Origin of the sequence: Candidatus Avelusimicrobium sp. (assembly GCF_050873505.1) — a bacterium.
In the GTDB taxonomy this organism is placed as follows: Bacteria; Elusimicrobiota; Elusimicrobia; order Elusimicrobiales; family Elusimicrobiaceae; genus Avelusimicrobium.
This window is the reverse complement of sequence record NZ_JBNMIY010000006.1, coordinates 69027-91658: the sequence shown is the minus strand read 5'-3', so window position 1 is coordinate 91658 and position 22632 is coordinate 69027. Positions and strand designations below refer to the sequence as shown.

At 49.8% G+C, this 22632-nt stretch carries 20 protein-coding genes and 1 tRNA gene; 10 read left to right on the top strand and 11 right to left on the bottom strand.

Translation table 11 applies throughout. The features are described 5' to 3' along the window. The first annotated feature begins 389 nt into the window (after window positions 1–389). Window positions 390–1223, top strand: coding sequence for a pilin (locus tag ACR0QV_RS05050; RefSeq protein ID WP_432635106.1), 834 nt, complete (start codon window positions 390–392; stop codon window positions 1221–1223). Window positions 1224–1679: 456 nt separating this feature from the next. Here ACR0QV_RS05050 and ACR0QV_RS05045 read toward each other — a convergent pair whose 3' ends face one another. The 5 genes from ACR0QV_RS05045 to ACR0QV_RS05025 are packed head-to-tail and all read right to left on the bottom strand — an operon-like array spanning window position 1680 to window position 5461. Next, window positions 1680–2474, bottom strand: a complete 795-nt coding sequence (locus ACR0QV_RS05045; RefSeq protein WP_432635104.1) for a TlyA family RNA methyltransferase — start codon at window positions 2472–2474, stop codon at window positions 1680–1682. Next, window positions 2464–2709: an exodeoxyribonuclease VII small subunit gene (gene xseB, locus ACR0QV_RS05040; protein WP_428053842.1), complete on the bottom strand. Its 246-nt coding sequence runs from the start codon at window positions 2707–2709 to the stop codon at window positions 2464–2466. The genes ACR0QV_RS05045 and xseB overlap by 11 nt, the downstream gene beginning before the upstream one ends. A gap of 6 nt (window positions 2710–2715) precedes the next feature. After that, complete coding sequence (xseA, locus tag ACR0QV_RS05035) at window positions 2716–3921, bottom strand: exodeoxyribonuclease VII large subunit (RefSeq protein ID WP_432635102.1); 1206 nt, start codon at window positions 3919–3921, stop codon at window positions 2716–2718. Then, window positions 3922–5169 (bottom strand): replication-associated recombination protein A, encoded by a 1248-nt coding sequence (locus ACR0QV_RS05030; protein ID WP_432635100.1) that lies wholly within the window; start codon window positions 5167–5169, stop codon window positions 3922–3924. Between the two features lie 4 nt (window positions 5170–5173). After that, a complete protein-coding gene (locus ACR0QV_RS05025; protein WP_428060968.1) occupies window positions 5174–5461 on the bottom strand; it encodes a hypothetical protein in 288 nt (95 codons plus the stop codon). Between the two features lie 374 nt (window positions 5462–5835). Between ACR0QV_RS05025 and pheS the strand changes: the two genes are divergently transcribed. From pheS to ACR0QV_RS05010, 3 genes are read left to right on the top strand one after another with little or no spacing between them, the layout of a single operon-like run. Beyond that, window positions 5836–6876 carry a phenylalanine--tRNA ligase subunit alpha gene (pheS, locus tag ACR0QV_RS05020; protein ID WP_432635098.1) on the top strand — a complete coding sequence of 347 codons (1041 nt, stop codon included), beginning with the start codon at window positions 5836–5838 and terminating at the stop codon, window positions 6874–6876. A gap of 9 nt (window positions 6877–6885) precedes the next feature. After that, window positions 6886–9270: a phenylalanine--tRNA ligase subunit beta gene (gene pheT / locus ACR0QV_RS05015; RefSeq protein ID WP_432635096.1), complete on the top strand. Its 2385-nt coding sequence runs from the start codon at window positions 6886–6888 to the stop codon at window positions 9268–9270. Window position 9271: 1 nt separating this feature from the next. After that, window positions 9272–9532 carry a hypothetical protein gene (locus ACR0QV_RS05010; RefSeq protein WP_432635094.1) on the top strand — a complete coding sequence of 87 codons (261 nt, stop codon included), beginning with the start codon at window positions 9272–9274 and terminating at the stop codon, window positions 9530–9532. 75 nt (window positions 9533–9607) lie between these two features. Here ACR0QV_RS05010 and ACR0QV_RS05005 read toward each other — a convergent pair whose 3' ends face one another. Further along, window positions 9608–9994: an acyl-CoA thioesterase gene (locus ACR0QV_RS05005; RefSeq protein ID WP_432635092.1), complete on the bottom strand. Its 387-nt coding sequence runs from the start codon at window positions 9992–9994 to the stop codon at window positions 9608–9610. A 1-nt stretch (window position 9995) separates the two neighbouring features. Further along, a complete protein-coding gene (locus ACR0QV_RS05000; RefSeq protein ID WP_432635090.1) occupies window positions 9996–10412 on the bottom strand; it encodes a secondary thiamine-phosphate synthase enzyme YjbQ in 417 nt (138 codons plus the stop codon). Between the two features lie 48 nt (window positions 10413–10460). On the opposite strand from ACR0QV_RS05000, the gene ACR0QV_RS04995 reads away from it, so the two are divergent. The 4 genes from ACR0QV_RS04995 to ACR0QV_RS04980 all read left to right on the top strand — a co-directional run bounded on the left by ACR0QV_RS04995 (window position 10461) and on the right by ACR0QV_RS04980 (window position 13549). Beyond that, entirely contained in the window at window positions 10461–11366 is a 906-nt protein-coding gene (locus ACR0QV_RS04995) for a hypothetical protein (RefSeq protein ID WP_432635088.1), read from the top strand. A gap of 60 nt (window positions 11367–11426) precedes the next feature. Continuing rightward, window positions 11427–11500, top strand: a tRNA-Gly gene (locus ACR0QV_RS04990). A gap of 692 nt (window positions 11501–12192) precedes the next feature. Next, a complete protein-coding gene (locus ACR0QV_RS04985) occupies window positions 12193–12693 on the top strand; it encodes a type IV pilin protein (RefSeq protein WP_432635086.1) in 501 nt (166 codons plus the stop codon). A gap of 169 nt (window positions 12694–12862) precedes the next feature. Then, entirely contained in the window at window positions 12863–13549 is a 687-nt protein-coding gene (locus tag ACR0QV_RS04980) for a hypothetical protein (RefSeq protein ID WP_432635084.1), read from the top strand. A gap of 116 nt (window positions 13550–13665) precedes the next feature. On the opposite strand, the gene ACR0QV_RS04975 is transcribed toward ACR0QV_RS04980, so the two are convergent. Next, window positions 13666–14787, bottom strand: coding sequence for a deoxyguanosinetriphosphate triphosphohydrolase family protein (locus ACR0QV_RS04975; protein ID WP_432635082.1), 1122 nt, complete (start codon window positions 14785–14787; stop codon window positions 13666–13668). A gap of 53 nt (window positions 14788–14840) precedes the next feature. Here ACR0QV_RS04975 and coaD point away from each other — a divergent pair, with 53 nt between their 5' ends. Continuing rightward, a complete protein-coding gene (coaD, locus tag ACR0QV_RS04970) occupies window positions 14841–15323 on the top strand; it encodes a pantetheine-phosphate adenylyltransferase (protein WP_432635080.1) in 483 nt (160 codons plus the stop codon). Between the two features lie 363 nt (window positions 15324–15686). Further along, window positions 15687–19466: an MFS transporter gene (locus ACR0QV_RS04965; protein ID WP_432635078.1), complete on the top strand. Its 3780-nt coding sequence runs from the start codon at window positions 15687–15689 to the stop codon at window positions 19464–19466. Window positions 19467–19798: 332 nt separating this feature from the next. On the opposite strand, the gene ACR0QV_RS04960 is transcribed toward ACR0QV_RS04965, so the two are convergent. From ACR0QV_RS04960 to ACR0QV_RS04950, 3 genes are read right to left on the bottom strand one after another with little or no spacing between them, the layout of a single operon-like run. Beyond that, window positions 19799–21478, bottom strand: a complete 1680-nt coding sequence (locus ACR0QV_RS04960) for a SulP family inorganic anion transporter (protein WP_432635076.1) — start codon at window positions 21476–21478, stop codon at window positions 19799–19801. 6 nt (window positions 21479–21484) lie between these two features. Continuing rightward, window positions 21485–22300, bottom strand: a complete 816-nt coding sequence (locus tag ACR0QV_RS04955) for a PHP domain-containing protein (protein ID WP_432635074.1) — start codon at window positions 22298–22300, stop codon at window positions 21485–21487. After that, the gene (locus ACR0QV_RS04950) at window positions 22300–22524 is read right to left on the bottom strand and encodes a NifU family protein (RefSeq protein ID WP_432635072.1); all 225 of its coding nucleotides are present in this window, start codon (window positions 22522–22524) and stop codon (window positions 22300–22302) included. Before ACR0QV_RS04950 ends, ACR0QV_RS04955 begins: the two co-directional genes overlap by 1 nt. Window positions 22525–22632 lie beyond the last annotated feature (108 nt).

Genomic DNA, 22632 nt, shown 5'->3' with positions numbered 1-22632 from the left:
CGTAGGGTTTGTATCCTAGAATAAAAAAAGCGGTCATCCTGAACTGGCGGCCCGCAGGGTTTTCAGTCTTTACTTATTGGGTTGTTATCTAACAAAGTCATACTGGAATGTTTCTGTCCAGTATCTGTCGTTTTCCACTTTTTTAGTAACAACAGATTCCCGACTACAACTTTCGGGAATGACGACCTTTCCTCTTTGTCATCCCCGAGTGTTTCTGTCGGGGATCTGTCGTTGTCTTTTTGGCTGTTCACTATAAAGGGGTTGTTTCGTTTTTTTTTTTGTTAAAATTTTAATAAATTGCGGTTGGTGTACCCGGATGTGTCCGCCGTATAAAAACGCGTATAAAAGGCCGTTTTGCTCAAATATAAAGGCCTTAACAAGGAGAAAAAATGAAAGGATTTATCAATAGTTTAATGTCTTTTAGCCGTCACCCTGAATTTATTTCAGGGTCCAGCGAAAGAGAGTCAAGGTGCGGCTGGATACTGAAAACCCTGCGGGCCGCCAAACCTTACGGAATGACGTCTGTTTTGGGAGGCCGCACGCTAAATACCTCTATTTTGTCATCCCCGAGGAATTTAGTCGGGGATCTGTCGTTTCGGAAGAGGGCGACAACAACTAACAACAGATTCCCGACTACGACACTCGGGAATGACATCAATAATAACGACAGATCCCGTATAAATACACTACGGGATGACGGCAAAGAGATAAGTCATCCTGAACTTGTTTCAGGATCTACCGATTGTGTCGTTAGCCGTGGCTTTACCCTTATTGAACTCTTAGTCGTCGTTCTTATTATTGGCATTTTGGCGGGGGTGGCGCTTCCGCAATACCAAAAGGCGGTGGCCAAGGCGCGCTACACTCAAATGATTACGGCGGGGAAATCACTCAAAGACGCAATGGAAGTATATTATATGGCAAATGGGGATTACCCGGTGTATTGGCGAGATTTGGATATTACTTACCCCGGTTGCCACGAGGGAACAGGACGGTACTTACTTTGGTGTGATAAATTTGCAGTAGATATGTTTGCCGGGGAAAATAGAAACCTTGTTTTTTATGATACATACGGATTGGAAAACAATGGGACAGATAAAGATACCGCTTTTTTAGGCTCTCATACACAAGCCACTTATACGGTTTGGTTGGACCAATCAGCCAATCCCGGGAAAACTTCTTGCAGTAGTAGGATTACAGGCCTTTGCCAAAGTATGGGTTTTTAACAAATATAAAAAGCACCCCGGGCGTAATTAATCCGGGGTGTTTTATCTAAAAAAGTCATACTGGAACAAGTGCAGGACGACGCTCAATTTTTATAACGGCTTTATTTATTGTTGCCGTTATCCCCGAAGGTTTCTGTCGGGGATCTGTTGTTTCGGAAGAGAACAACCTCGGCAAAAACAGATTCCCGACTACGACACTCGGGAATGACGACTTTATGAAATAAGAGGTCATCCTGAATTTATTTCAGGATCTACCTATTGGGTTGTTGTTCATTACTGTTGGACCGAACGACAAACTACCCAAGATGTAGATTCTGAAAACCCTGCGGGCCGCCAGTTCAGAATGACCCCAATTTTTATAACGGCTGTTGTCTTTTTACTGAACGGCCGCGCGCCGCGTGCCGCCCGCAAGCCCGTTTTATTAGTGCGCGTCTTTGCAAAAACAGTATGGCTCTATTAATCAAAAGAGAGCGGAAAATCTGCCGCGCGCAGCGTGCGGCCCGCAAGGGTAACGTGCCACAGGTATTCGGTGTTTCCGTGCGTGCCTTTAATGGGGCTTTCAATCACTTCGCCGCACACGCCACCGTATTTTGCTTGCAGTTTTTCCTTAAAAAAATCTTGCACGCGCTTAATGGCCAGTTGGCGGTTTTCCTCGGTTTTTACAATGCCGTGCGGTACCTGCTTGGGCGTCAGTTCAAATTGCGGTTTAATTAAAAATACGATTTCGCTTTCCGGCGCCATTATCTTAAAAAGCGGCTCCATAATCATCGTAAGCGAAATGAAGGACACGTCCACCGCCGCAAATTGCGGGGCTTCGTCAAACAAATCCGCCGTCATATAGCGGGCGTTGGTTTCGGGCTTAAAGTGGAAGTTTTTGTAGCGGCGCATCTCATCGGCCAGTTGCCCTTTGCCCACGTCCACGCCATATACCTCTTTGGCTCCGGCCTGAATCATACAGTCGCTAAATCCGCCCGTCGCCACGCCGATATCCACGCATACTTTATTTTTAATATCAATGTTCCAATGTTTTAGAGCACCTGCCAGTTTCAGCCCGCCGCGCGACACATACGGGCAGGATTTTTCTTTGAGGGAAATTTTATCTTCGGGCAAAATGGTGCGGTCCGCGCGGGTGTCAACCTCGCTGTTTACCAACACTTCGCCTGCCATAATGGAGGCCTGCGCGCGGTTGCGGCTTTGGAAGAAGCCCTGTTCTACAAGTGCCATATCCAGGCGTAATTTTTTATTTGCCATTTTCGTCCTCGGCCAGTTCGGTATCAAAGGGTTCCGTCATCATTTCTGCCCCTTTCTTTTTTAATTCTTCCACTTTAAATTTGACGGTTTCCAACTTTTGCGAAAGTTCCTTGGAAAGGGTTACGCCCTCTTCAAACAGTTTGACGGAAGCGTCCAAATCGGTTTGTTCTTCCTCCAACTTGGCGACGATTTCCTCCAAGCGGGAGAGTTGTTTTTCAAAATTAAATTTTGTCATAAATCCTCACTTAACGGTGGTATGAATCATACCGTCCTGTACTTGAATATATACGGTTTCGCCCGGGGCGGTTTGGTTTACGCGGCTGATGACGGACCCGTCCCGCTTGCGCGTAATGCTGTACCCGCGTTTTAACACGGCTTGCGGACCGAGCGCCGCCAGTTGCCCTTGGGCCAGTTTAAAGCGGTGCGAAAAGGTGTTTAATTTTTCCTTCCAAGCGGTTTCCAGCCGGGCGGTTAATTCGTCCAAATCCTGTTCTTTGTTTTGCGTAATCGTTTCCGGGTGTGCAAATACGCGGCTGTTTACACACAGGTCGTAGCGGCGTTTAGCGCGTTCGTAAAACAAACTGACGGACTGCAACAAGCGTTTTTGTAATTGCTTGATATAATCCTGCGTGTTTTGCGAATTTTTTACCACCAATTCCGCCGCGGCGGAGGGGGTGGGGGCGCGTAAATCGGCTACGAAATCGGCAATGGTAAAATCCACCTCGTGCCCCACGCACGAAATAACAGGAATTTTGCTTTTAAAAATAGCGCGCGCGACAACCTCTTCGTTAAACGCCCACAAATCTTCTATGCTTCCGCCCCCGCGGCCTACCAATAAAACGTCTAACGCAGGTTTAAAATGGTTTAAATCCGCAATGGCTTGGGCGATTTGCGGGGCGGCCTCGTCCCCTTGCACAAGCACCGGGGCAATTAAAATTTCCAAATGAGGACTGCGGCGTTTTAATACGGATAAAATATCCCGCACCGCCGCACCCGTGGGCGAGGTTACAACGCCAATGCGTTGCGGATAAGCAGGAATCGGTTTTTTATGTTCGGGGGCGAAAAGGCCCTCGGCCTCTAATTTCTTTTTGAGTTTTTCAAATTCCAAATACAGGTTACCCTTGGATAGGGCTTCCACGGTTTTGACCACGATTTGGTAGCGCCCCTGTTTGGCGTAGCAGGACAAACTGCCCCACACGCGTACCTGTAACCCTTCTTGCAGTTCCCCCGGGAATTTGCGCGCGTCCCATTTAAACATTACGGCGGCTAACAGGGCTTCGCGGTCCTTTAAATCAAAGTAAATATGCCCGCTGGCGGCCTCGCGCAAGTTGCTGATTTCGCCCTCTACAAAAATATCGCGGAACACACCCTCCAACGTCTGCTTGACGGCAAGCGTAATGGCGGTAACGGTGAAAACCTGTCCTCTAAAAGGGGCTTCGGGTTCCATTTATTCTCCTTTGATTTTTTTGAGCCGCTCAATGAGGGAGGCTTCTTTACCCAACACGCCGGGTTTAAAAAATTTCATCGGGCTGGGCATATAGAGTTGTCTAACGTAATGGTTGGGATAATCGTGCGCGTATTTGTAGCCACGGTTTTTGCCGCCGGAGCGTAAATTGTCCGGCACCGGGCGGTACTTGCCTTCGCGTACTTCTTGCAAGGCGGCGTCCACCGCCAAATAGGCCGAGTTGCTTTTGGGACAGCAGGCCACATAAATAGCCGCGTGCGCCAAGGGGATGCGGACTTCGGGCATACCCAACTCTTCCGCCGCTTGGAACGCGGCCTGCGCAATCATCAGCGCGGCGGGCTCGGCAAGCCCCACATCCTCGCTGGCGCAAATTAAAATGCGCCGCGCGATAAAGCGCGGGTCCTCGCCGCTTTCCAACATACGCGCCAGCCAATAAACGGCGGCGTCCGGGTCTGAACCGCGCATTGATTTAATAAAAGCGGAAATAATATCGTAATGCTCGTCGCCCTTTTTATCGTAATTTAAGTGGCGGCGTTGGATGCACTCTTGCGCAATTTCCAAGGTAATATGTTTTATTTTATCCTCGCCCGGTTCCGTGGTTACGAACGCCAGTTCGGCCGCGTTTAGCATTTTGCGGCTGTCGCCGTTGGCTTGCGTGATAAAATAGTCGGCGGCGTCCGGGGCGATTTGCGCGTGCTCCTTTTCGGCCGCGCGCGTTAAAATTTTAAGCAAATCTTTTTCGCCCAACGCCTTAAATTCAAAAACGGAAAAACGGGATAACAGCGCGGTATTAATATAAAAGTACGGGTTTTCGGTCGTAATGCCGATTAAAATAATGTCCCCGCGCTCCACGGACGGCAATAATACGTCCTGCTGGGTTTTATTAAAGTGGTGGATTTCGTCCAAGATGACCAACGTGCGCTTCTGGTCAAAGGTGGGCGTGCGTGCGCGCTCCTTGGCTTCCGCCAGAACCTTTTTAATATCCGCCACCCCTGCGGCGGCGGCGTTTAGTTCCACCGTATAGGCCTGCGTGCGCGAAGCGATATAGCGCGCGGTGGCCGTTTTGCCACATCCGGGCGGGCCAAAGAAAACGGCGGATTTAATCATATCCGCTTCCAGCAGGCGGCGCAACATTTTGCCCGGGCCCAACAAGTGCGGCTGCCCGGCAAATTCTTCTAAGGTTTTGGGTGCTTGGCGCGCGGCCAGCGGAATATTTTCGTCTTCTTGCATAAATTTATTTATGGGTGGCGTTCAGGGCGGATTGCAGTTTTACAATCAAATCGTCCACGCGGGATTCTTCTTCCTTGCGTTTACCGCCGTCGTTTTGGCGTTGCAAATACGCTACGGCCGCAAAGTGAAGGGCGGTCATAAGGGCTTGTTTGAGCGTATCTATTTCGTCCAAACTCTGCATATATTTTTCCACCGTCGCGGCCAGGTCCGTCAGTTCCACGGCGCCGAGTTCGGTGGTTTCTATATCCAGCGGAATACGCTTGATTTCTACTTGAACAATCTCTTTGGCCATATAAGGTTATTTTACTTTTTTCCTTCTTTTGTGTGCAAAAAGAGTATGTTCTTTTTCTAATCGTAGAAAAAGAACGAAAAAGACTCGTTGCCCAACGTCTTATAAAATGCAGGTTTTGGCAGGCATTTTTACAACTCGCCTGCGGCTCAAACAAATAAAAATGCTCCCCCGCCAAAACCGCCTTTTATAAACAAGGCAAGGGCAACCAAAACAACCAAGAGGAAAACATACCGATTGCCGCCACGGATACAAAACGGGCCAAGCCCTGCATTAACGGCACGGCAAGGGCAACAGAAACGACAAAAAAGGAAACAACCGCTTAAATTTCGCTTTATTTTCCCTATACAGCCGCCTAAAATACTATAATAAGATATATGACTATCACCGAATTTCAACAAGCCTGCTCCGCTATTGAGCAGGACTACAAAACAAAAATCAGCCAAGCGGCCGATTTAGCCGCCGTGGAAGAACTGCGCGTAGCGGCCCTCGGGCGCAAAGGCGCATTAACGGAACTTTTAAAAGGTTTAAAAGATTTTTCCATTGAAGAAAAGAAACAAGCCGGCCCCTTGGGCAACGCCTTAAAGGCATCCCTTTCCGCCGCGCTTGACGAAAAAACCGAATTTTTTGCCGCTAAACAAATTAACGACGAATTAAATAAAGTAAACTTGGATTTGACCTTGCCCGGCTATCCCGTGGCCAAAGGACATCGCCACCCGCTTTCCGTGGCGCAAGACCGTATGACGGCGATTCTTTCCCGCCTGGGGTTTGAGTGGGCCGAAGGCCCCTGGGTGGAGGACGAAAAGCATAACTTTGATTTGCTTAACATCCCCCTGCACCACCCCGCGCGCGACGCGCAGGATACCTTCTTTGTGGACGGCAAAATGCCGCTCGTACTGCGCACGCACACCTCTAACGTGCAAAGCCGCTATATGGAAAAGCACAAACCGCCGCTTCGCATTATGGCCCCGGGCCGCGTGTTTAGAAACGACAGTTTGGACGCTACGCACAGCCCCGTGTTCCACCAAATTGAAGGCTTGTATGTAGATAAAAACGTCAGTATGGCCAGCCTCAAAAGCGACTTAACCGCCTTTATGAAAGGCCTCTTTGGCAACAAGGCCGAAATCCGCTTCCGCCCGTCGTTCTTCCCGTTTACGGAACCCAGCGTAGAAGTGGACGTGAAATGCGTGTTCTGCCAAGGCAAGGGTTGCAACGTATGCAAGGGCAGCGGCTGGATTGAAATGTTGGGCGCGGGTGTCGTGCACCCCAACGTGCTTAGAAACTGCGGCATTGACCCCGAACAGTTTAGCGGTTACGCCTTTGGTATGGGCGTGGAACGCTTGGCGATGATGATGCTCAACATTAAAGATATCCGCACGTTTTACGAAAACGACTTGCGCGTACTCAAACAATTTTAAGGACGGATTATGAAAATTTTGTATTCTTGGCTCAAAGATTTTATTGATATTGATTTAACCCCCGAGGAGTTGGTAAAAAAACTGACCGACCTCGGTATTGAAGTGGCCTCTGTGGAAAAAACAGGCGCGGATTTTGAGGGCGTGCGCGTGGCGCAAATCATCAAAATTGAAGACCACCCCAATTCCGACCATTTGCACTTGGTAACCTTGGATTTGGGCGGCGGCAAAACCCAGCGTGTGGTGTGCGGGGCGCCGAACGTAGCCGTTGGACAAAAGGTGCCGCTTGCGCTGTTGGGCGCCCGTGTGGGTAAAATGATTATGAAGCCCGTGGTTTTGCGCGGGGTGCCGTCCGAGGGGATGATTTGCTCGTCTGACGAATTGGGTTTAACCCATACCCGCGCGCACGGTATTTTGGTGCTGGATGAAAATTTGGAACTGGGTACGGATGTTTCCACGCTCTACGGTAAAGCGGATTCCTTGTTTGATTTGGAAATTACGTCTAACCGCCCCGATTTGCTTTCCCACTTGGGCGTGGCGCGCGAATTGGCGGCCTTGCTCAATAAGCCCGTCAAAATGCCCGCTATTAAAGATTTGCCCGGTGAAGGGAAGGCGCTTAACGTAGAAATTAAAAACGCCGAAGCCTGCCCGCGCTATATCGGGCGCATTATCCGCGGGGTAAAAAACGCCGAATCGCCCGAGTGGCTTAAAACCCGCTTGGCCGCTATGGGCCTCAACCCCAAAAACGCCCTGGTGGACGTAACCAACTATGTAATGTTTGAACTAGGCAACCCTCTCCACGCGTTTGATTTGCGCGAAGTAGAGGGCGATACGGTTATCGTCCGCAACGCGGAAGAAGGGGAAAAATTTACCGTTTTGGGCGGCCGTGAACTGACGTTAAATTCCAACTGCCTGATGATTGCCGATACCAAAAAGGCCACGGCCTTGGCGGGTATTATGGGTGGTTTAGACAGCGGCATTAAAGAAGATACCAAAGATATTTTTATTGAAGCCGCTTATTTTAATCCGCCGACCATTAATAAAACGGTCAAAAAATTTGCCATTTCGTCTGATTCTTCCCAACGCTTTGAACGCGGTACGGATATTGAGGGCGCAATGACGGCGATGCGCCGCGCGAGCGATTTGTTTGTGCAAATTTGCGGCGGCACTCCCAGCGAAATTAACGACGTTTACCCCATTAAATATGAAAACCCGACGGTTACGTTTACCCCGGCGGAAATCAACGCTATTTTGGGTACGCAGATTAGCGACGAACGCCTGAAAGAAATCTTCGGCCGCTTGGCGGCGGAATTTCACGCGGACGGCGACAAATGGACCTTTAAGGCCCCTACGCACCGCCGCGATTTAAACCACAAGTGGGACCTGGCCGAAGAAGCCGCGCGCTTTGCGGGCTACGATATGATTCCCGTCAGCGAGACCAAGGCCAGCCTGCAATTTGCCGACAATCCCAAAGGCATTGATTTGGGCAAAAAATATGCCGCGGCTTTAATTGGCGCGGGTTTCTGCGAGTGCAAGAACATTGATTTCTTAGGCGAAAAGGAACTCAAAACCTTTGGCTTTGACCCCAAGTTCTGTATTAAAATTAAAAATGCCTTGGCCCAAGGGTGGGATTATTTACGCCCGACCTTGTTGCCCTCTTTGCTTAAAAATGTGGAGAGCAACTTCCGCTTTGGCAATACCAACTTGGCGCTTTTTGAAACGACCAAAACGTTCCAATCCATTAAGGGCTTCCCGGTGGAAGGATATGCCGTGTCCGGCGTATTGACGGGAACCTTGGAGCAGGAAAAATTCTTTGGCGGAGCGGAAAAACCGGTAGATTTTTACTGGTTAAAGGGCCTGATGCAAGCCGTGCTGGCGGATGTGGAAGGCTTAACCTTGGTTCCGTCCAAAAAGGCCCCGGTGTATATGCACCCCAAAATTTGTATGGATATTATGCTGGGCGGCAAAGTAATCGGCGTGTTCGGCAAATTTCATCCGCTTGCGTTAAAGGCCAGCGGCATTAAAACGCCCGAAGTGTGGGGCTTTGAATTTGCCACGAAACTTATTGAAAAGGCCTTCTCCGCGCAGGATTTTAAACCCGCCAAGGATGTAGCGGTCTTCCCGCCGTCCTTGCGTGATTTATCCGTTGTGGTGGCCGAAAATGTTTCTTATGCGGATATCGTCAGCGCGCTTGAAAAAACGCCGCTTGATGTGGATATGAACTATCACTTAATTGATTTGTATCAAGGTGAACATTTGCCCGCGGGCAAGAAGAGCGTAACGTTTAGTTTGGCGTTTTCCAATAAAGAACGCACCTTAAAGGATAAGGAAACGGACGAAGCGTTTAACCGCATTGTGGAACAGTTGCGCGGACAAGTAGGCGCGGAACTGCGGTAATATGCAGGAAAAATTAAAACAACTGGAACTTTTAACGTCGCAGGTTCTCGCCCGGCAGAAGGAATTGCAGGGCGAGAACAGCGCCTTGAAGGCACGGGTGCGCACGTTAGAGGACGGCCTGGAAAAATTAAAAAGCACGGAAGCCGAATTGCGCGAACTCAAAGAGTGGAAGAAAAATACGCAAACGGTGTTAAAACGCTTGACCGCCCGGTTGGATAAAGAAATCGCCAAGGCCAAAGAGGACGAGGAAAAAATCGTTTAGTCGGAATTGGCGGCAGATTTAAAAAAACGGAACGCTTAATAAAAAGCGTTCCGTTTTTGTCAGGCTGAAAAATACTTACGCGGCGGGGGTCATTGCGGCTTTTACGTCCGCGCCCATCGGCGTGGGCATCCCGTTTTTGTTCACGCAAACCAGCGTGGTTTTGCCCTTGGTGCAAAGGCGGCCGTTTTGGTTGGTAATCAGGTTTTCAAACACAATTTTAATGTCCGAAACTTCCAACACTTTGGTGGATACGTCAATTACGTCCGCATAGCGCACGGAATATTTGTATTCCACTTCCTGCCGTGCCACCACAAAGTATAAGCCGCGTTCAATAAGGGCGGGCACGGAAAAACCCTTCTCCGCCATATAGAGCGTGCGGGCTTCTTCAAAATATTTTAAATAGTTTGCATAATACACCACATTGCCGCAGTCCGTATCGTGATAAAAAATAGTCTTCTTCATTTTACTCTCCAATAATTTTAATCAAAATCCGTTTGTTTCTTTGCCCGTCAAATTCCCCGTAGAAAATGGTTTCCCACGGGCCGAAATCCAGTCGCCCGTCCGTTACCGCTACCACTACTTCGCGGCCGAGTAGGGTGCGCTTCAAGTGCGCGTCGCCGTTGTCTTCCCCGGTCAAATTATGCTGGTACTTATCTACCCCATAAGGGGCTAATTTTTCAGCCCAGCGCAAAAAATCCGCGTGCAAACCGCGTTCGTTATCGTTAATAAACACGCTGGACGTAATGTGCATTGAATTGACAAGGCACAACCCTTCTTTAATGCCGCTTTTGGCGAGGGCCGCCTCTACCTGCGGCGTGATATTTACGATTTCGTAATGGTTTTCCGTACAAACCGTTAGATATTGGGTATAAGATTTCATATAATAAATTATACTTGATATGGAGGTCCGGCAGAACGGCCGTATGTTATGAAGAAAGAAGAATTAATGGATTTACTGCGCAATCCCGCCAAGTATCACCAAAAAAAACAAGCGGCCCAAAACCCGCAGGGGGCTAAGCAAACCCAGGCGCCCGTTACGGCCGAAAAACGCACGCAGGACACGCTTTTATTGGGCGTGGGTATAAGTGTGGTGGCCTTGGTGCTTATTACGCTGGTAATCATTTTATCTGCCCAAAAGCGGGCTGATAATTTAACGGCGGCGTTGGACCCCAACCAAGTAAAAGGGCTTGCCGTAGCCAATACCGAATTTAACCCCAACACGGGCGTAACGTATGTGCAACTGCAAGAAGGGCAGGACCGCAACGTGGCCGTGAGCAACTTGGGCTCCACTCTGCCGATTATCAGCCGCTTTAATTTCAAGGCGTTTACGCCCAAAAGTTACGAAATTATCGGCGCGGCCCCGTGGGCGCTTACCACCAATTTTTCGTCCAATATCGCCGACCCGGATTTAATGCGCTACCTGCTGGCCAACGATAAAATGTGCAAGGCCTTTTTGGCCCGCCCGGATGTAGCCCCCCTGTTGGAGGACCCGCAACTACTCTTGGCGTTTAGCGAGGACCAAAACGCAATGGCGGAGTTTTTTGACAGTGAAACCGTCAAACAGGTGCTCGCCAGCGAGCCGATGGTGTTGGCGGTGGCAAACAGCCGCTTTATAAGTTATTTGCTTATCAGCAAGGCTGCTAAATATTTCCGCGACCGCCCGCAAGAGGCCGCGCACATTATTGCGTCTAACCCGTACTTAAAAGAATTGCAGAAAAACCCCAATATTCGCAAAGCGGTGCAACAAAATACGTATTTAAAACCGATTGCCAATATTTTGCTCGGGGGCAATTCTCCGACGGGAAACGCCGCGAAAAAGACGGCAAAAAAATAATTGTTGCACACATTGCAAAAAAATTGTTATAATTTATGTGTTGAAGGTAAACAGATTTACGCGGGCGTGGTTCAATGGTAGAACGCGACCTTGCCAAGGTTGAGACGAGAGTTCGATTCTCTTCGCCCGCTCCATTTAAAAGCCCCGGATTATTCCGGGGCTTTTAGTTTTTTATATTGCTTCCTTTTTCCTTTTCTTAATATTGCCGAAAACATTGTTAAACGTGGCTTGCTGGCGGCCCGCAGGGTTTGCAGAATCTACTGCTTGTGCTGGTAGTTGTTTATAAAAATAAAGGTCATACTGGAAGGTTTGCCGGCGCGGAGCGTTCCAGTATTTGTTGTTTTTCCTTTTTTAATAACAACGGATCCCCGACTAAATTCCTCGGGGATGACAAGGGAAAAGGGCTTTTTATAAAAAAGAGGTCATCCTGAACTAAATTCAGGATGACCCTCATTTTTATAACGGCCTAATTGTTATAAATGTCTTTTGCCTTGTGTCGTCATCCCGTAGTGTTGTTATACGGGATCTGTCGTTATTTAAAAGAACAGCCACGACAAAAACAGATTCCCGACTACGACCTTCGGGAATGACGGCTATTCTTCCTTAGTTGTCATCCCCGAGGAATTTAGTCGGGGATCTGTCGTTTCGTTGGTGGCGACATTGCAAAAAGAGTGTGGCCCCATTAATCAAATGAGCGCGGAAAATATGCCGCCTGCAAGGTGCCGTCCGCAGGACGCGGCCCGCAGGGTTACATCCCCTAGTTTTTATTGCTCCTTTTTGTTAGAATATATGTCCCGGTGCGTGGGGCAATATAATAGGAGTGTTTATGAAGAAAGGTTTTACGTTAATTGAGTTGCTGGTTGTCGTTCTCATTATCGGCATTTTGTCTGCCGTGGCTTTGCCGCAATATACCAAAGCAGTCAATAAATCGCGGTTGAGTGAAGCGTGGACGACACTAAAAGCGATAAATGATGCTTACAAAGTTGCAAATTTAGAAACAGGTAAACCTTTGTACCAAATCACTTTTGACGATTTGGCGGTTTCTTTTACTGATGTTACTGGGCGCCCTGCCACGGGGCGTTCTTTTAGTGGAAAGAATTTTACTTATTCTTTGGATTCCAGTTTTGAAAGGAATAGTGCCTCTTTTGCCACTCCTATTACTGGGGAAGATATTACTTTTAATATTGCTGACGGACAAAGGCTTTGCCGTGGACTCTATAATGTGGCGGCTTGTAAAAAATATGGCTTTTCCAGAGGGGGAGGAGTAGGTTGTACTTCTGGGGCAGGGGCTTATTTGCAAGAAGGTGATACTTGCTTTGTGGAATAATTGACTTTGGATTAGACTATACAAAAGCCCCAGGTATATGCCTGGGGCTTTTTATGGGTCCTATAAAAAAGATAGGTCCAAAAAGCCATAAAAATGGGTCCAAAGGCCCTCGTAAATTTTCACTTAAAAATAGATACTTAAATAAGAAGGATGTACAAGGGGATAATATATGAAAAACATACTTTTTATTTTAGCGGCTTGTTTGATGGTTTCGCTGGTTAATGCGGCCCCCGCGGCCCAACAGCGCCCGCAGTTAAACGAAAAATTGCAGGCGGCCGTACAAGCGGCGGCGCAAAGACGCCAAGCCGTAGTGGATTTGGAAAAAGAAGACGACTTTGGCAATACGCCGGTTTTCGCCGCGGCGCAAAAAGGGGATGCCAAAGCGATTGCCGCCTATATTAAATCTGCCAAGAACGGCGCGTTCTTGCTTAAAACGGGCAAAAACGGCAATAACGTCTTCCACATTGCCCGCAACAAAGATTCCTTTTTAGCCTTGGCCTATGGTATCCGCTATTTCTATCCGCGCGAATACCAAAAACATTTGCACGTGTTGATGAACCAGCGCAACGAAGCGGGGGAACTCCCGGTGCAAACGCAAATTAACTACGGCCGGGCGGATATGTTCTTTGCGGAAATCCCTTATACCGATTTGTACAAGCGCATTATGAACATTAAGAGCAAACTTTCCGCCGGTGGCATTGTGGCCGATGTGGCGCAGACCGAAGCCGCCGAAGTGGTGGAAATGAGCAAGGACGGCAGCGGTCGCACGATTGCCCAAGCCGCGCGCGATAACGCTTCCGTACCGGGTATGGATAAAGTAGTCGCTTTCTTTAACGAAAACGCTTCCTACCTGTAAAAGATTTCTTATCCCCTGCACCTCCGGTTCCCCCACCGGGGGTGTTCCTTTTTTATACAATACAATGAAAAACGCCCGGCTAAAACCGGGCGCTCTTCTATCCGTTTGGCAAAGGCTTAACTAAAAAACTTAATGGAGTTGGGCAGAATAACGTCTTCCATTACGCTTAACGCAAACGAATCGGTCATCCCGGCAATATAGTCGGCGATAATCGTATCAATTTGCACGGGGTCCTCTTTATAGACATTTGTCATAGAGCGCATATATTTGGCGAAGTTTTTAGCGGTGGTTTTGCCCTCTTGGTCGTAGGCCCCGTAGTCAAAGCCGTAACGCTTAAAAATCGTGCGGAAATAATCAAACAAATCGCGGATACATTTGTCTATGGTTTCCTTGCGCTGGCGCATTTGCTCGTTGTGGTAAATGCGGGTATAGTTAAACTCGCGCAACTGGGAAATAAGCCCGAATTTATCGTCCGAAAAGCCGATACAGTCCTGGTCCTTGGAGTGGTTAATCAGGTCCAAGGTCAGCGTGTTGATAATTTCCCCGTTGGACGTGCCGATTTCTTCGCGGACGTCTTTCGGAATATCGTTTGTGGTAATGAGGTCCGCCTTTACGGCGTCCTCAATGTCGCGCCCCAAGTAGGCGATTTTGTCGGACAGGCGCACAATGCACCCCTCGTAAGTGGAAGGCATATGGTCGCGCCCGGTAATTTTTTCCAAATCGTTCGGCACGGCGGCGGGGCGGAGTTGGTTATTGGTAAAGTCTTCGCCGCAATGGCAGATAATTCCGTCCTTTACGGCAAAGGTTAAATTCAGCCCTTCCCCGTAGTTGGCTAAATGCTCCACTACGCGGTAACTGTTAATTTCGTGCAAAAAGCGTTTGGGCGTAATACAGGCGTCTATGGCGCGTTCGCCCTCGTGGCCGAAGGGGGCGTGCCCGATGTCGTGCCCCAGGCCGATAGCGTAGGCCATATCCTCGCTTAATTGCCAGTTGCCGCTTTTGTTGAGCCCCCGGCAAATAGTGGCGGCAATGGTGGCCACGTGCAGGACGTGTTCAATGCGGGTGCAAATGTGGTCGTTGTTCGGCGCAAAGAAAACTTGCGTTTTGTGTTTTAAACGCCGAAACGGCAGCGAGTGGATAATTTTTGTCTGGTCGCGGAAGTATTCATCGCGCAAGTCCGGCTTGTGCGGATGCGTGCGCTGTAAATAAATTTCATCGCTAAACGGATTTTTTATCATAAAATTATGATACCATAATATAGAACCTATATAGAAGCGTTAAGGAGCCCTTTATGACTGTTGCGGCCGTTTATGCAGGTACTTTTGACCCCGTTACTCTTGGACACGCGGATATCGCGCGCCGGGCGGCGAGGGCGTTTGGGGGGCTGGTTGTACTGGTTATCCCAAACGGAAATAAAAAGCCGCTTTTTAGCACGGCTGAAAGAGTGGCCCTGTTAAAGGAAACCTTTCAGGATGAACCGCTTATCCGTGTGGAACAGGCCGAAGGGCTACTGGCGGATTACCTCAAAAAAAATAACCTGCATATTTTGGTGCGCGGGGTACGCGGGGCGGCCGATATGGAGCACGAACTGACAAACGCTTATTATAATAAGTTGTTTTGCCCCGGGGCCGAAACGGTCTTTTTGCCTGCGCGGCCCGAATACGCTTTTTTAAGTTCGTCCGCGGTGCGCGAAGCCGCAGGCTACGGCGGGGATGTGTCCGCCCTGGTTCCGCCTTGTGTGGCAAGAGCCCTAAAAGACAAGTTTGACAAATAGACGTAATACAAAAGACTTATATAAAAAGTGGGTCTTTTGTCCCGTTGTGCAAGTTGGCAAAGTTTACTAAAATATAGTTGGAGACGGATAAAAGGAGTTTTAGATGTACTGCGCCAAAGACCAACAACTTGCGTGCCAGTGCTCGCCCCTGCAATTTTTAGCAGTAAACAAGGGGGGCGTGTCCGCTTTCCCTAATTCCCTAAAAATTTCCCGTATTCAACCAGCCGTACCCCCGGAAATATGCCTGCCCAAGCGGCAGGGCCTATTTTTATATAGGGCTAAAAAACCTAGGACTTCTAGGTCTTTTGGCCCTATTTTTTTTGTGAACTTTTTCCAATAATTAAGGGAGAGGAGAACCTTATTATGAAAACAACCCTGTCGCTTTTACTCAGTTTCTGTATTCTATTTAGCAGCGTTTCCCCGTCGCTGGCGCAAGCCTTGCCCGAAAAAGGCGGCAAGGCCGTGCTCCAAACGGGCAAAACGGTCGGAAAAGCGGTTAGAAAGGGCGTTGCCGTACCCAAAGTAACAATTCCCGCTAACGCACAGGTATATTCCGCCGGAACGCGTCTTGTCCAGTCTGCGCGTGCGTTGCCCAAAGGCACCAATATCTCCTCTCTTACCGTAGTGCCCAATTCTTCCGCTTTGCAGGCGTCTTCCGAGTTAATCTCCTCTAAACTTACGGATTTGACCGCGCATCACACTTTGGCTGTTGGCGAATTGACCGACGGTTTGCCGGGTCCGATTTTTGCCCAAACCTCTCCTGCGGCCCGCTCGGCTGCACTCCGCACCCAGTTTGTAACTTTCTACTTGCACGGCAACGCCAACTTGGCCCAGCAAGCCGAAGCCGTTAAATTTTACCGCACGGAATTGGAAACGCTGTCCGACGCCTTTGCCAAACTCCCCAAAGGCGATGAACGCTCTGCCTTGTTAATCGCTTCCAACAAAAGCCACGCCAATTACAAGGATGTGTTGGCTTGCAATCACGCTCTGTCCGATGCGGCGGCCTTGGGGTTGGTCGGTACCAAAGCCGATGCCCCGGCCTTGATTAATTTTTATAAGAAAGCCGTAAACTCTCCCTTTGAAAAAACCGCGGAAGTAATTGCTGCCCGCGGTTTGTTGCGACAGGGCGCTTATACCCAGTTGCAGGAACTGGCCACTCTTACGGGGGCCAAAGGTCCGTTCTGGCAGAACTTAGCCGCTGTGGCGCAAGAAAAAGGTTTGCCCGTTCAAATTAATGCCACCGCTGGCGAGGCCGCTCCCGCGTCCGCCGATATGGCCCGCTTTTTGAAATTGGGCTGCCCGCAAAACGTTTTAAACGCTGATGTATCCCGCCAGGCCACCCAAGATTGGTTGGAGTTGGGCGCAACCGCTCCTGCGGCTGCCCCGGTGGCTGTTAAAGCCCAAGCCGCCGCTCCGGCTGCCCCCAAGGTGGAAATGCCGAAGGTCCAGTTAGGCGGAACGGATTTATCTTTATCTCCTACTGCTGTACCGACCGCTGGCGAAGCCGTAGCCGCCGAAACGCCTGCGGTACCCGCTGAAACCAAGAGCACGGTAGAATTTTTAGGCCGCTCCGACAGCGACAATTCCGGCGTAATGTACAGCGGCGTGCCCGTGTTTGCTATCGGCAAACTCTTTAAAAAGGGGGCGGCTTGGCTCAAAAACCGTTTTAGCAAAAAAGCCCCGGAACCGATTTACCACGAACCGGGCTTGCACGATGCTACGCAAATCAGCGAAGTGTATTCCAACCTCCGCTCGCCCGAAGCCCCGGCTTCTGCCGACGCCTTAATGGGAGCCGGAGAAGAAGGCCCGGTGCCGGTGTCGGAAAAAGGTTTCAAATTAACCCGCGTGGACGAAAAAGGCATTGAGCGCATTTTGCCCGTCAATTTGGAAATCAGCAACCGCTTCCGCGTAAAAGGTTACAACCGCGTGGCGTTTGCCTTGACTCCCAATTTTAAACACGGCTATGTGGCGGAACTTCGCAACCAAACCCAGCCGCCCTTGCGTATGGCGCACTTCTATATGCGCTTACAGCAGGACCAGGTGGGTGCGTTGGTAGATTTGGTGCGCGCTTCCGGTATGACCAAATTTAGTTTGAAACTGGAAACCCGCCCGGATGTGGTGTATCAGGCCTCCGTCCAACAGGTAACCGATGCGACTACGGGCGCGCTGTTACCCTTGGAAGTAACCTTGCCGGAAAAGAGCGTGGCGCACGGCGAAAAGGTAGTCTTGATGCCGGAAGGCAATTTGGCCTTGAAAGGCACGGACGGAAAAATTCATCAACTTTCCCGTTTCTATGTCCGCTTGCCTAAGAACCAAATCGGCAAGTTTGTGCAAATTTTGCGCAACAGCCCGACCAAATTTAACGTGTCCGTCCACCCCACCCAAAACCGTGCGGATTTAATCGTGCGCGACGCTTCCTTGACGAACGTCAGTTTGGGTAAAACGATGGGGCCGGTGGTAAACGGGGCCTTGGATATGGACGTAAGCGCGGCCAACGGTATGATGTTCGGTATCAACTATGTGTTGCCGGGTCTGGCTTCCTTGCTGACGCCTGTGCTTAAAAAATACGGCGAAAAGAATTTGATGGTGCTGTCCTTGGCGATGTCCACCGCCGCGGGTGCTTTGGCTACTGCGGGCGGCTTCTACGGCTTTGTGGAAGGGATGGCGTTAAGCCCTGTGCAGAAAGGGCTGTTTATTACCGCCTTGTTCTTAATGAGCGGTTCCAGCATTTTAAAACAGTTGGTTTCCAACCTGCTCATCCGTGCTAACCGCGGCGAAGTAATTTTGAACGCGGCCAAGGACGCCTTGAAGACGGCTGAAACGGAAATGACCGTTGCCGAAAAGCAGGGCTTTGCGAAACTGGGCGAACGCGTAAAAGAATTTTTTACCAAAAAGTCCGAAGTCAGTTTGAAAGATATCGTGCTGTACAATTTAAGTTTCGTGTACAAAAACGTCGGCACCTTGGCCTTCTTGGCTTCGCCGTACTTGATTAATCACGGTATCCAACTGGCTACCGGGGTGGATTTGGGGCTGGACTATTCTATCAGTTTCCCGATTTACGCCGGGTACAGCGGTTGGGTGGCGTGGAAGGTATGGCGCGCCAAACTGCGCGATGCGTATTCCGCCAAGAACCTGGAACAGAGCCAGAAAATGTTGCAGGGCACGCTGGATGCGGGTGCCAAAGTGTTGGGTGAAGCCAAAGGCGAAGTATCTTCCTTAATGATTGACGATGTGGCCCGCGGTTTTAAAGATTCGTTAGATGCGTGGGTGTTCGCTAATGTAAAAATGGACTCCACCAAGAAATCGGGCGAATTGTATAAAGATGCCAAAAAGGAACTGTTTGCCGGACTTGAAAAACAATTATCCGAACAATACAATATCCCTGCTGATCGTATGAACTCCTTGGTCCACAAGGTTAAACACTCTGTGGCCGTGCAGGAAAACACGATTGGGAATATGGGCAAAATGTTAAAGGCTCCGGGTGTGGCGGCGTTGGCCTCGGCTATGACGTTGGCTACGATTCACGAGTTCGTCATTTCCAGTTCGTTCGCTACTTCTATGAAGTCGCTCATCAGCCAAGGTGAATTTGCGAACTTCTTGATTGCCTGCTCGCTCTACTTGCCGTTTATCGTGGGCCGCTTGGGTGGTAACGTAGTTAGCCGCCGCATTAGCCCCGATACGATGTACATCCTCTGCTCGGGCCTGTCTGCCTTGGGTACGGGTATAATGGCAACGGCGGGCGACAGCGTAACGCAAACGATTGCGGGTGCGGCCGTAGCCAGTTTGGGTGTAGGTAACTTCTTTACCCAAATGTATGACTACATTATGAACCGCTATCCCAAACAGAACCGCGAACTGTCCTCTATCTTGGCGTTGACGATGGCGATTGGTGGTTTGGGTGCTATCCCGGCGGGTTATTTCGCCTCTATGGGCGGCGTTGGCGTGCCGATGGACTTGCTGTATGCGGGCACGATGTTGGGCGCCAGTTTACTCTTAACGCCCGGTATGATGCGCAATTCCTCTATTGTAAAAGGGATGAAGTACGAAGCCGGCCGCTTGTGGAAGAAATTCAAAGGCGTGTTTAAACGCGGTAATAAAGGGACTACTCCCACGGGATTAGACAACGCGGCTCCTGCCAACTAATAAAGTAATTTTAGCACAACGCCCCGGGCACCTTATATGGCCCGGGGCGCTTTCGTTTATACCCCTTATAGGATTACTTGTTGGGGCATTCGTGTGTTACCGTCGTTCCGTAGAGCCCCAAAAGAGCAACACTATAAAAGCAGTATTGCTCAATTAATCAATGGGGCGCGGATAATTCGCGGCCCGCAGGGTACCGGCCCGCTAGGGTGCCGTCCGCACGCAGGACAAAATAAAAGAGCAACACTACAAAAGCAGTGTTGCCCAAATAATCAATAGAGTGCGGAAAATCTGCCACCCGCTAGGGTGCCGTCCGCAGGGCGCGGCGCGCAGCGTTATTCTAGGAAGTGCTGGCGCCCGCTAACAATGGACTCGGCACGCATTAGGGAAATATCAATATTTTTGCAAATATGGTCTTCGCCCAAGCGTTTGATAAAGCCGTACTTTTCCAACGTTTTTAACACAGGCTTTTGGACGTGCGAAAGGATAAGTTGTACGCCGTCCTTTTGGCAACTGTTAAAAATGCTTTCCAGCGCGTGGAAGCCCGTCGCATCAATGGCAGGCACGCTACGCATACGCAAGATGAGCACTTTGCACTCCTTGTGATTTTCCAAGGAATCCACAAACACATTGGCGGCACCAAAGAAGAACGGACCATTGATTTCGTACACGCTGACGTTGTGCGTAATAATTTTGGTGTCAATGTCGTCCTTTTGGCGCACCTCGTCAAAAATATCATCGTCCATATTCTTAATTTGATAGACGTCGCTCATCCGCTTCATAAAGAGCACCGCCGCCAAGACAAGGCCAAACTCAATGGCTACGACCAAGTCTGCCGCCACGGTTAGGCCGAACGTAGCGAGCAGTACGGCAATATCGCCTGCCGGAGCCTTGAATAAGGCGCGGAAGGCCCGCCAACCGCTCATACGATAAGCCACCATAAACAAAATCGCGGCTAACGAAGTCATTGGAATTAGGCCAATATATTGCATAAGGCATAACATCATAATCAAAAGGAAAATAGCGTGCGCCATACCGGCAATTGGGGTACGTCCGCCGTTTTCAATGTTGGTGGCCGTGCGGGCAATCGCACCCGTGGCGGGCAACCCGCCAAATAAGGCCGAAGCCACGTTGGCTACACCCGTGGCAACCAGTTCCATATTGGAGCGGTGCTTTTTGCCAATCATCCCGTCCGCCACCACGGCAGAAAGCAAACTCTCAATCCCCGCCAAGAAGGCAATCGTTAGCGAAGCGGGCAACAGTTTTTTAATGGTCGCCAGCGTGATTTCACCCGGCATATGGGGCCAAACCAAGGTGCTGTCCACCGAGCCGAAAGTAGAAGTAATGGTGGCTACGTCCAAATGCGCAAATTTTACAACCAAGGTAGTAATGATAAGCGCAACCAAGGAACCGGGGAGCGATTTCCATTTTTTAGGCCAGAAAATAATAATGCCTAAGGTTAATAAACCAACGGCTAAGGTCTCCCAGTTAGTGGCAGATAAATGGTGAAAATACATATTCCACTTGGCAAAAAAGTCGCTTGGAATATTGGTTAAATTGAGACCCAAAAAGTCGTTAATCTGCGTGGAAAAAAGCACCACGGCGATACCGCTGGTAAACCCGGTGGTTACCGGATAAGGAATAAATTTGATGAACGCGCCAAACTTAAAAAGACCCATTAACATCAAAAATATACCCGCCATTAAGGTAGCGGTTAAAAGGCCGGAGAGACCGAACTCTTGGATAATGCCATAGACAATGACGACGAACGCGCCCGTCGGCCCGCCGATTTGAACGCGGGAGCCACCCAAGAGGGAAATCAAAAACCCGGCTACAATAGCGGTTAAAAGGCCCTTTTCAGGCGTAACGCCAGAGGCAATGGCCAAGGCGATAGACAGCGGCAGGGCCACACAGGCCACCACCAGCCCGGACGTAACGTCTTTTAACATACGCCGGGGGGTAAATTCTTCGGGGCGGTTGCGCCAGAGCGTAACCAATTTAGGGAGTAAGTGCATAATAATTTAACGGTTAAATAATCTGCGGAGCAGTTTGTCGTAGTGCGGCTGCGGGATTTGCATACCGGGGGTGGTAATGCGTCCCGCGCGCGGACCGTGGTAATCGGACCCGGCGGTAGCCAAAAGGCCGTATTTGCGGGTAATAGCCAGCAGGTCTTGCTTCATTGTAAAGGTATGGGCAGGATAAAACACCTCCACGCCTTCCAGTCCGGCTTCGGTCCAAGCCGGGAAATTCCAATGTTCCGATACAATACCGGGGTGCGCAATCACAGGCATACCGCCTGCGCGCTTGATGTGCCGGATCGCCTCAATAGCGGTTACCCCGGCAGACGGTACATAGCCGGGCTGGCCGGGCACCAAATAGCGGCGGAAGCCCTCTTGGCGGCTGGGCACAATGCCTTTGGCTTTGAGCGCATCGGCAACGTGGGCGCGGGAAACGGTATTGGGCGCACGGGAAAAGACTTCCTCTTCCGTAATGTCCACCCCGGCGGCAATTAATTGTTGGATGATTTTGCGGATGCGTTCGCGGCGGTTTTGGCGGTTTTGGGCCAAAAAGGCTTGGAACTCCGCATTTTCCAAATCAATGTTGTAGCCGGTAAAGTGCAGGTGGTCGTGTTCCCGGGTGCTGATTTCCACCCCGGGCGTAAAGAAGATACGGTGTTCTTCGCACACTTTTTGGGCGCGGAGTACGCCGTCAGTCGTATCGTGGTCGGTCAGGGCATAAACGAAAGCCCCGGCTTTTAAAGCGGCGTGAACCACTTCTTCCGGGGTACAGGTTCCGTCCGAAAAATCGGAGTGCGTGTGTAAGTCTATCTTCGGCATTAAACGCGTTCCACCGCGGTTACACCGGGGACGAGTTCTTTAATCTTGCGTTCCACTACGGCTTGCAAGGTCATTTGCGCGTGCGGGCAGCAGCCGCAGCGGCCGTGCAAACCTACGGTAACGATACCCGTTTTTTCATCTACGCTGATGAGTTGGATGTCGCCGCCGTCAGCCTGCAAAATAGGGCGGATGTCTTCAATTACTTGTTGGACTTGTTCTTTCATAATCTTCTCCAAAGGTTTATTTATCTTCTTTATTATATCTTTTTTGGGGGCGGGCCCGGTAAGAAAAAACTTGCAAAGTTTCGGGGAGTATTGCTATACTTTTTGTGT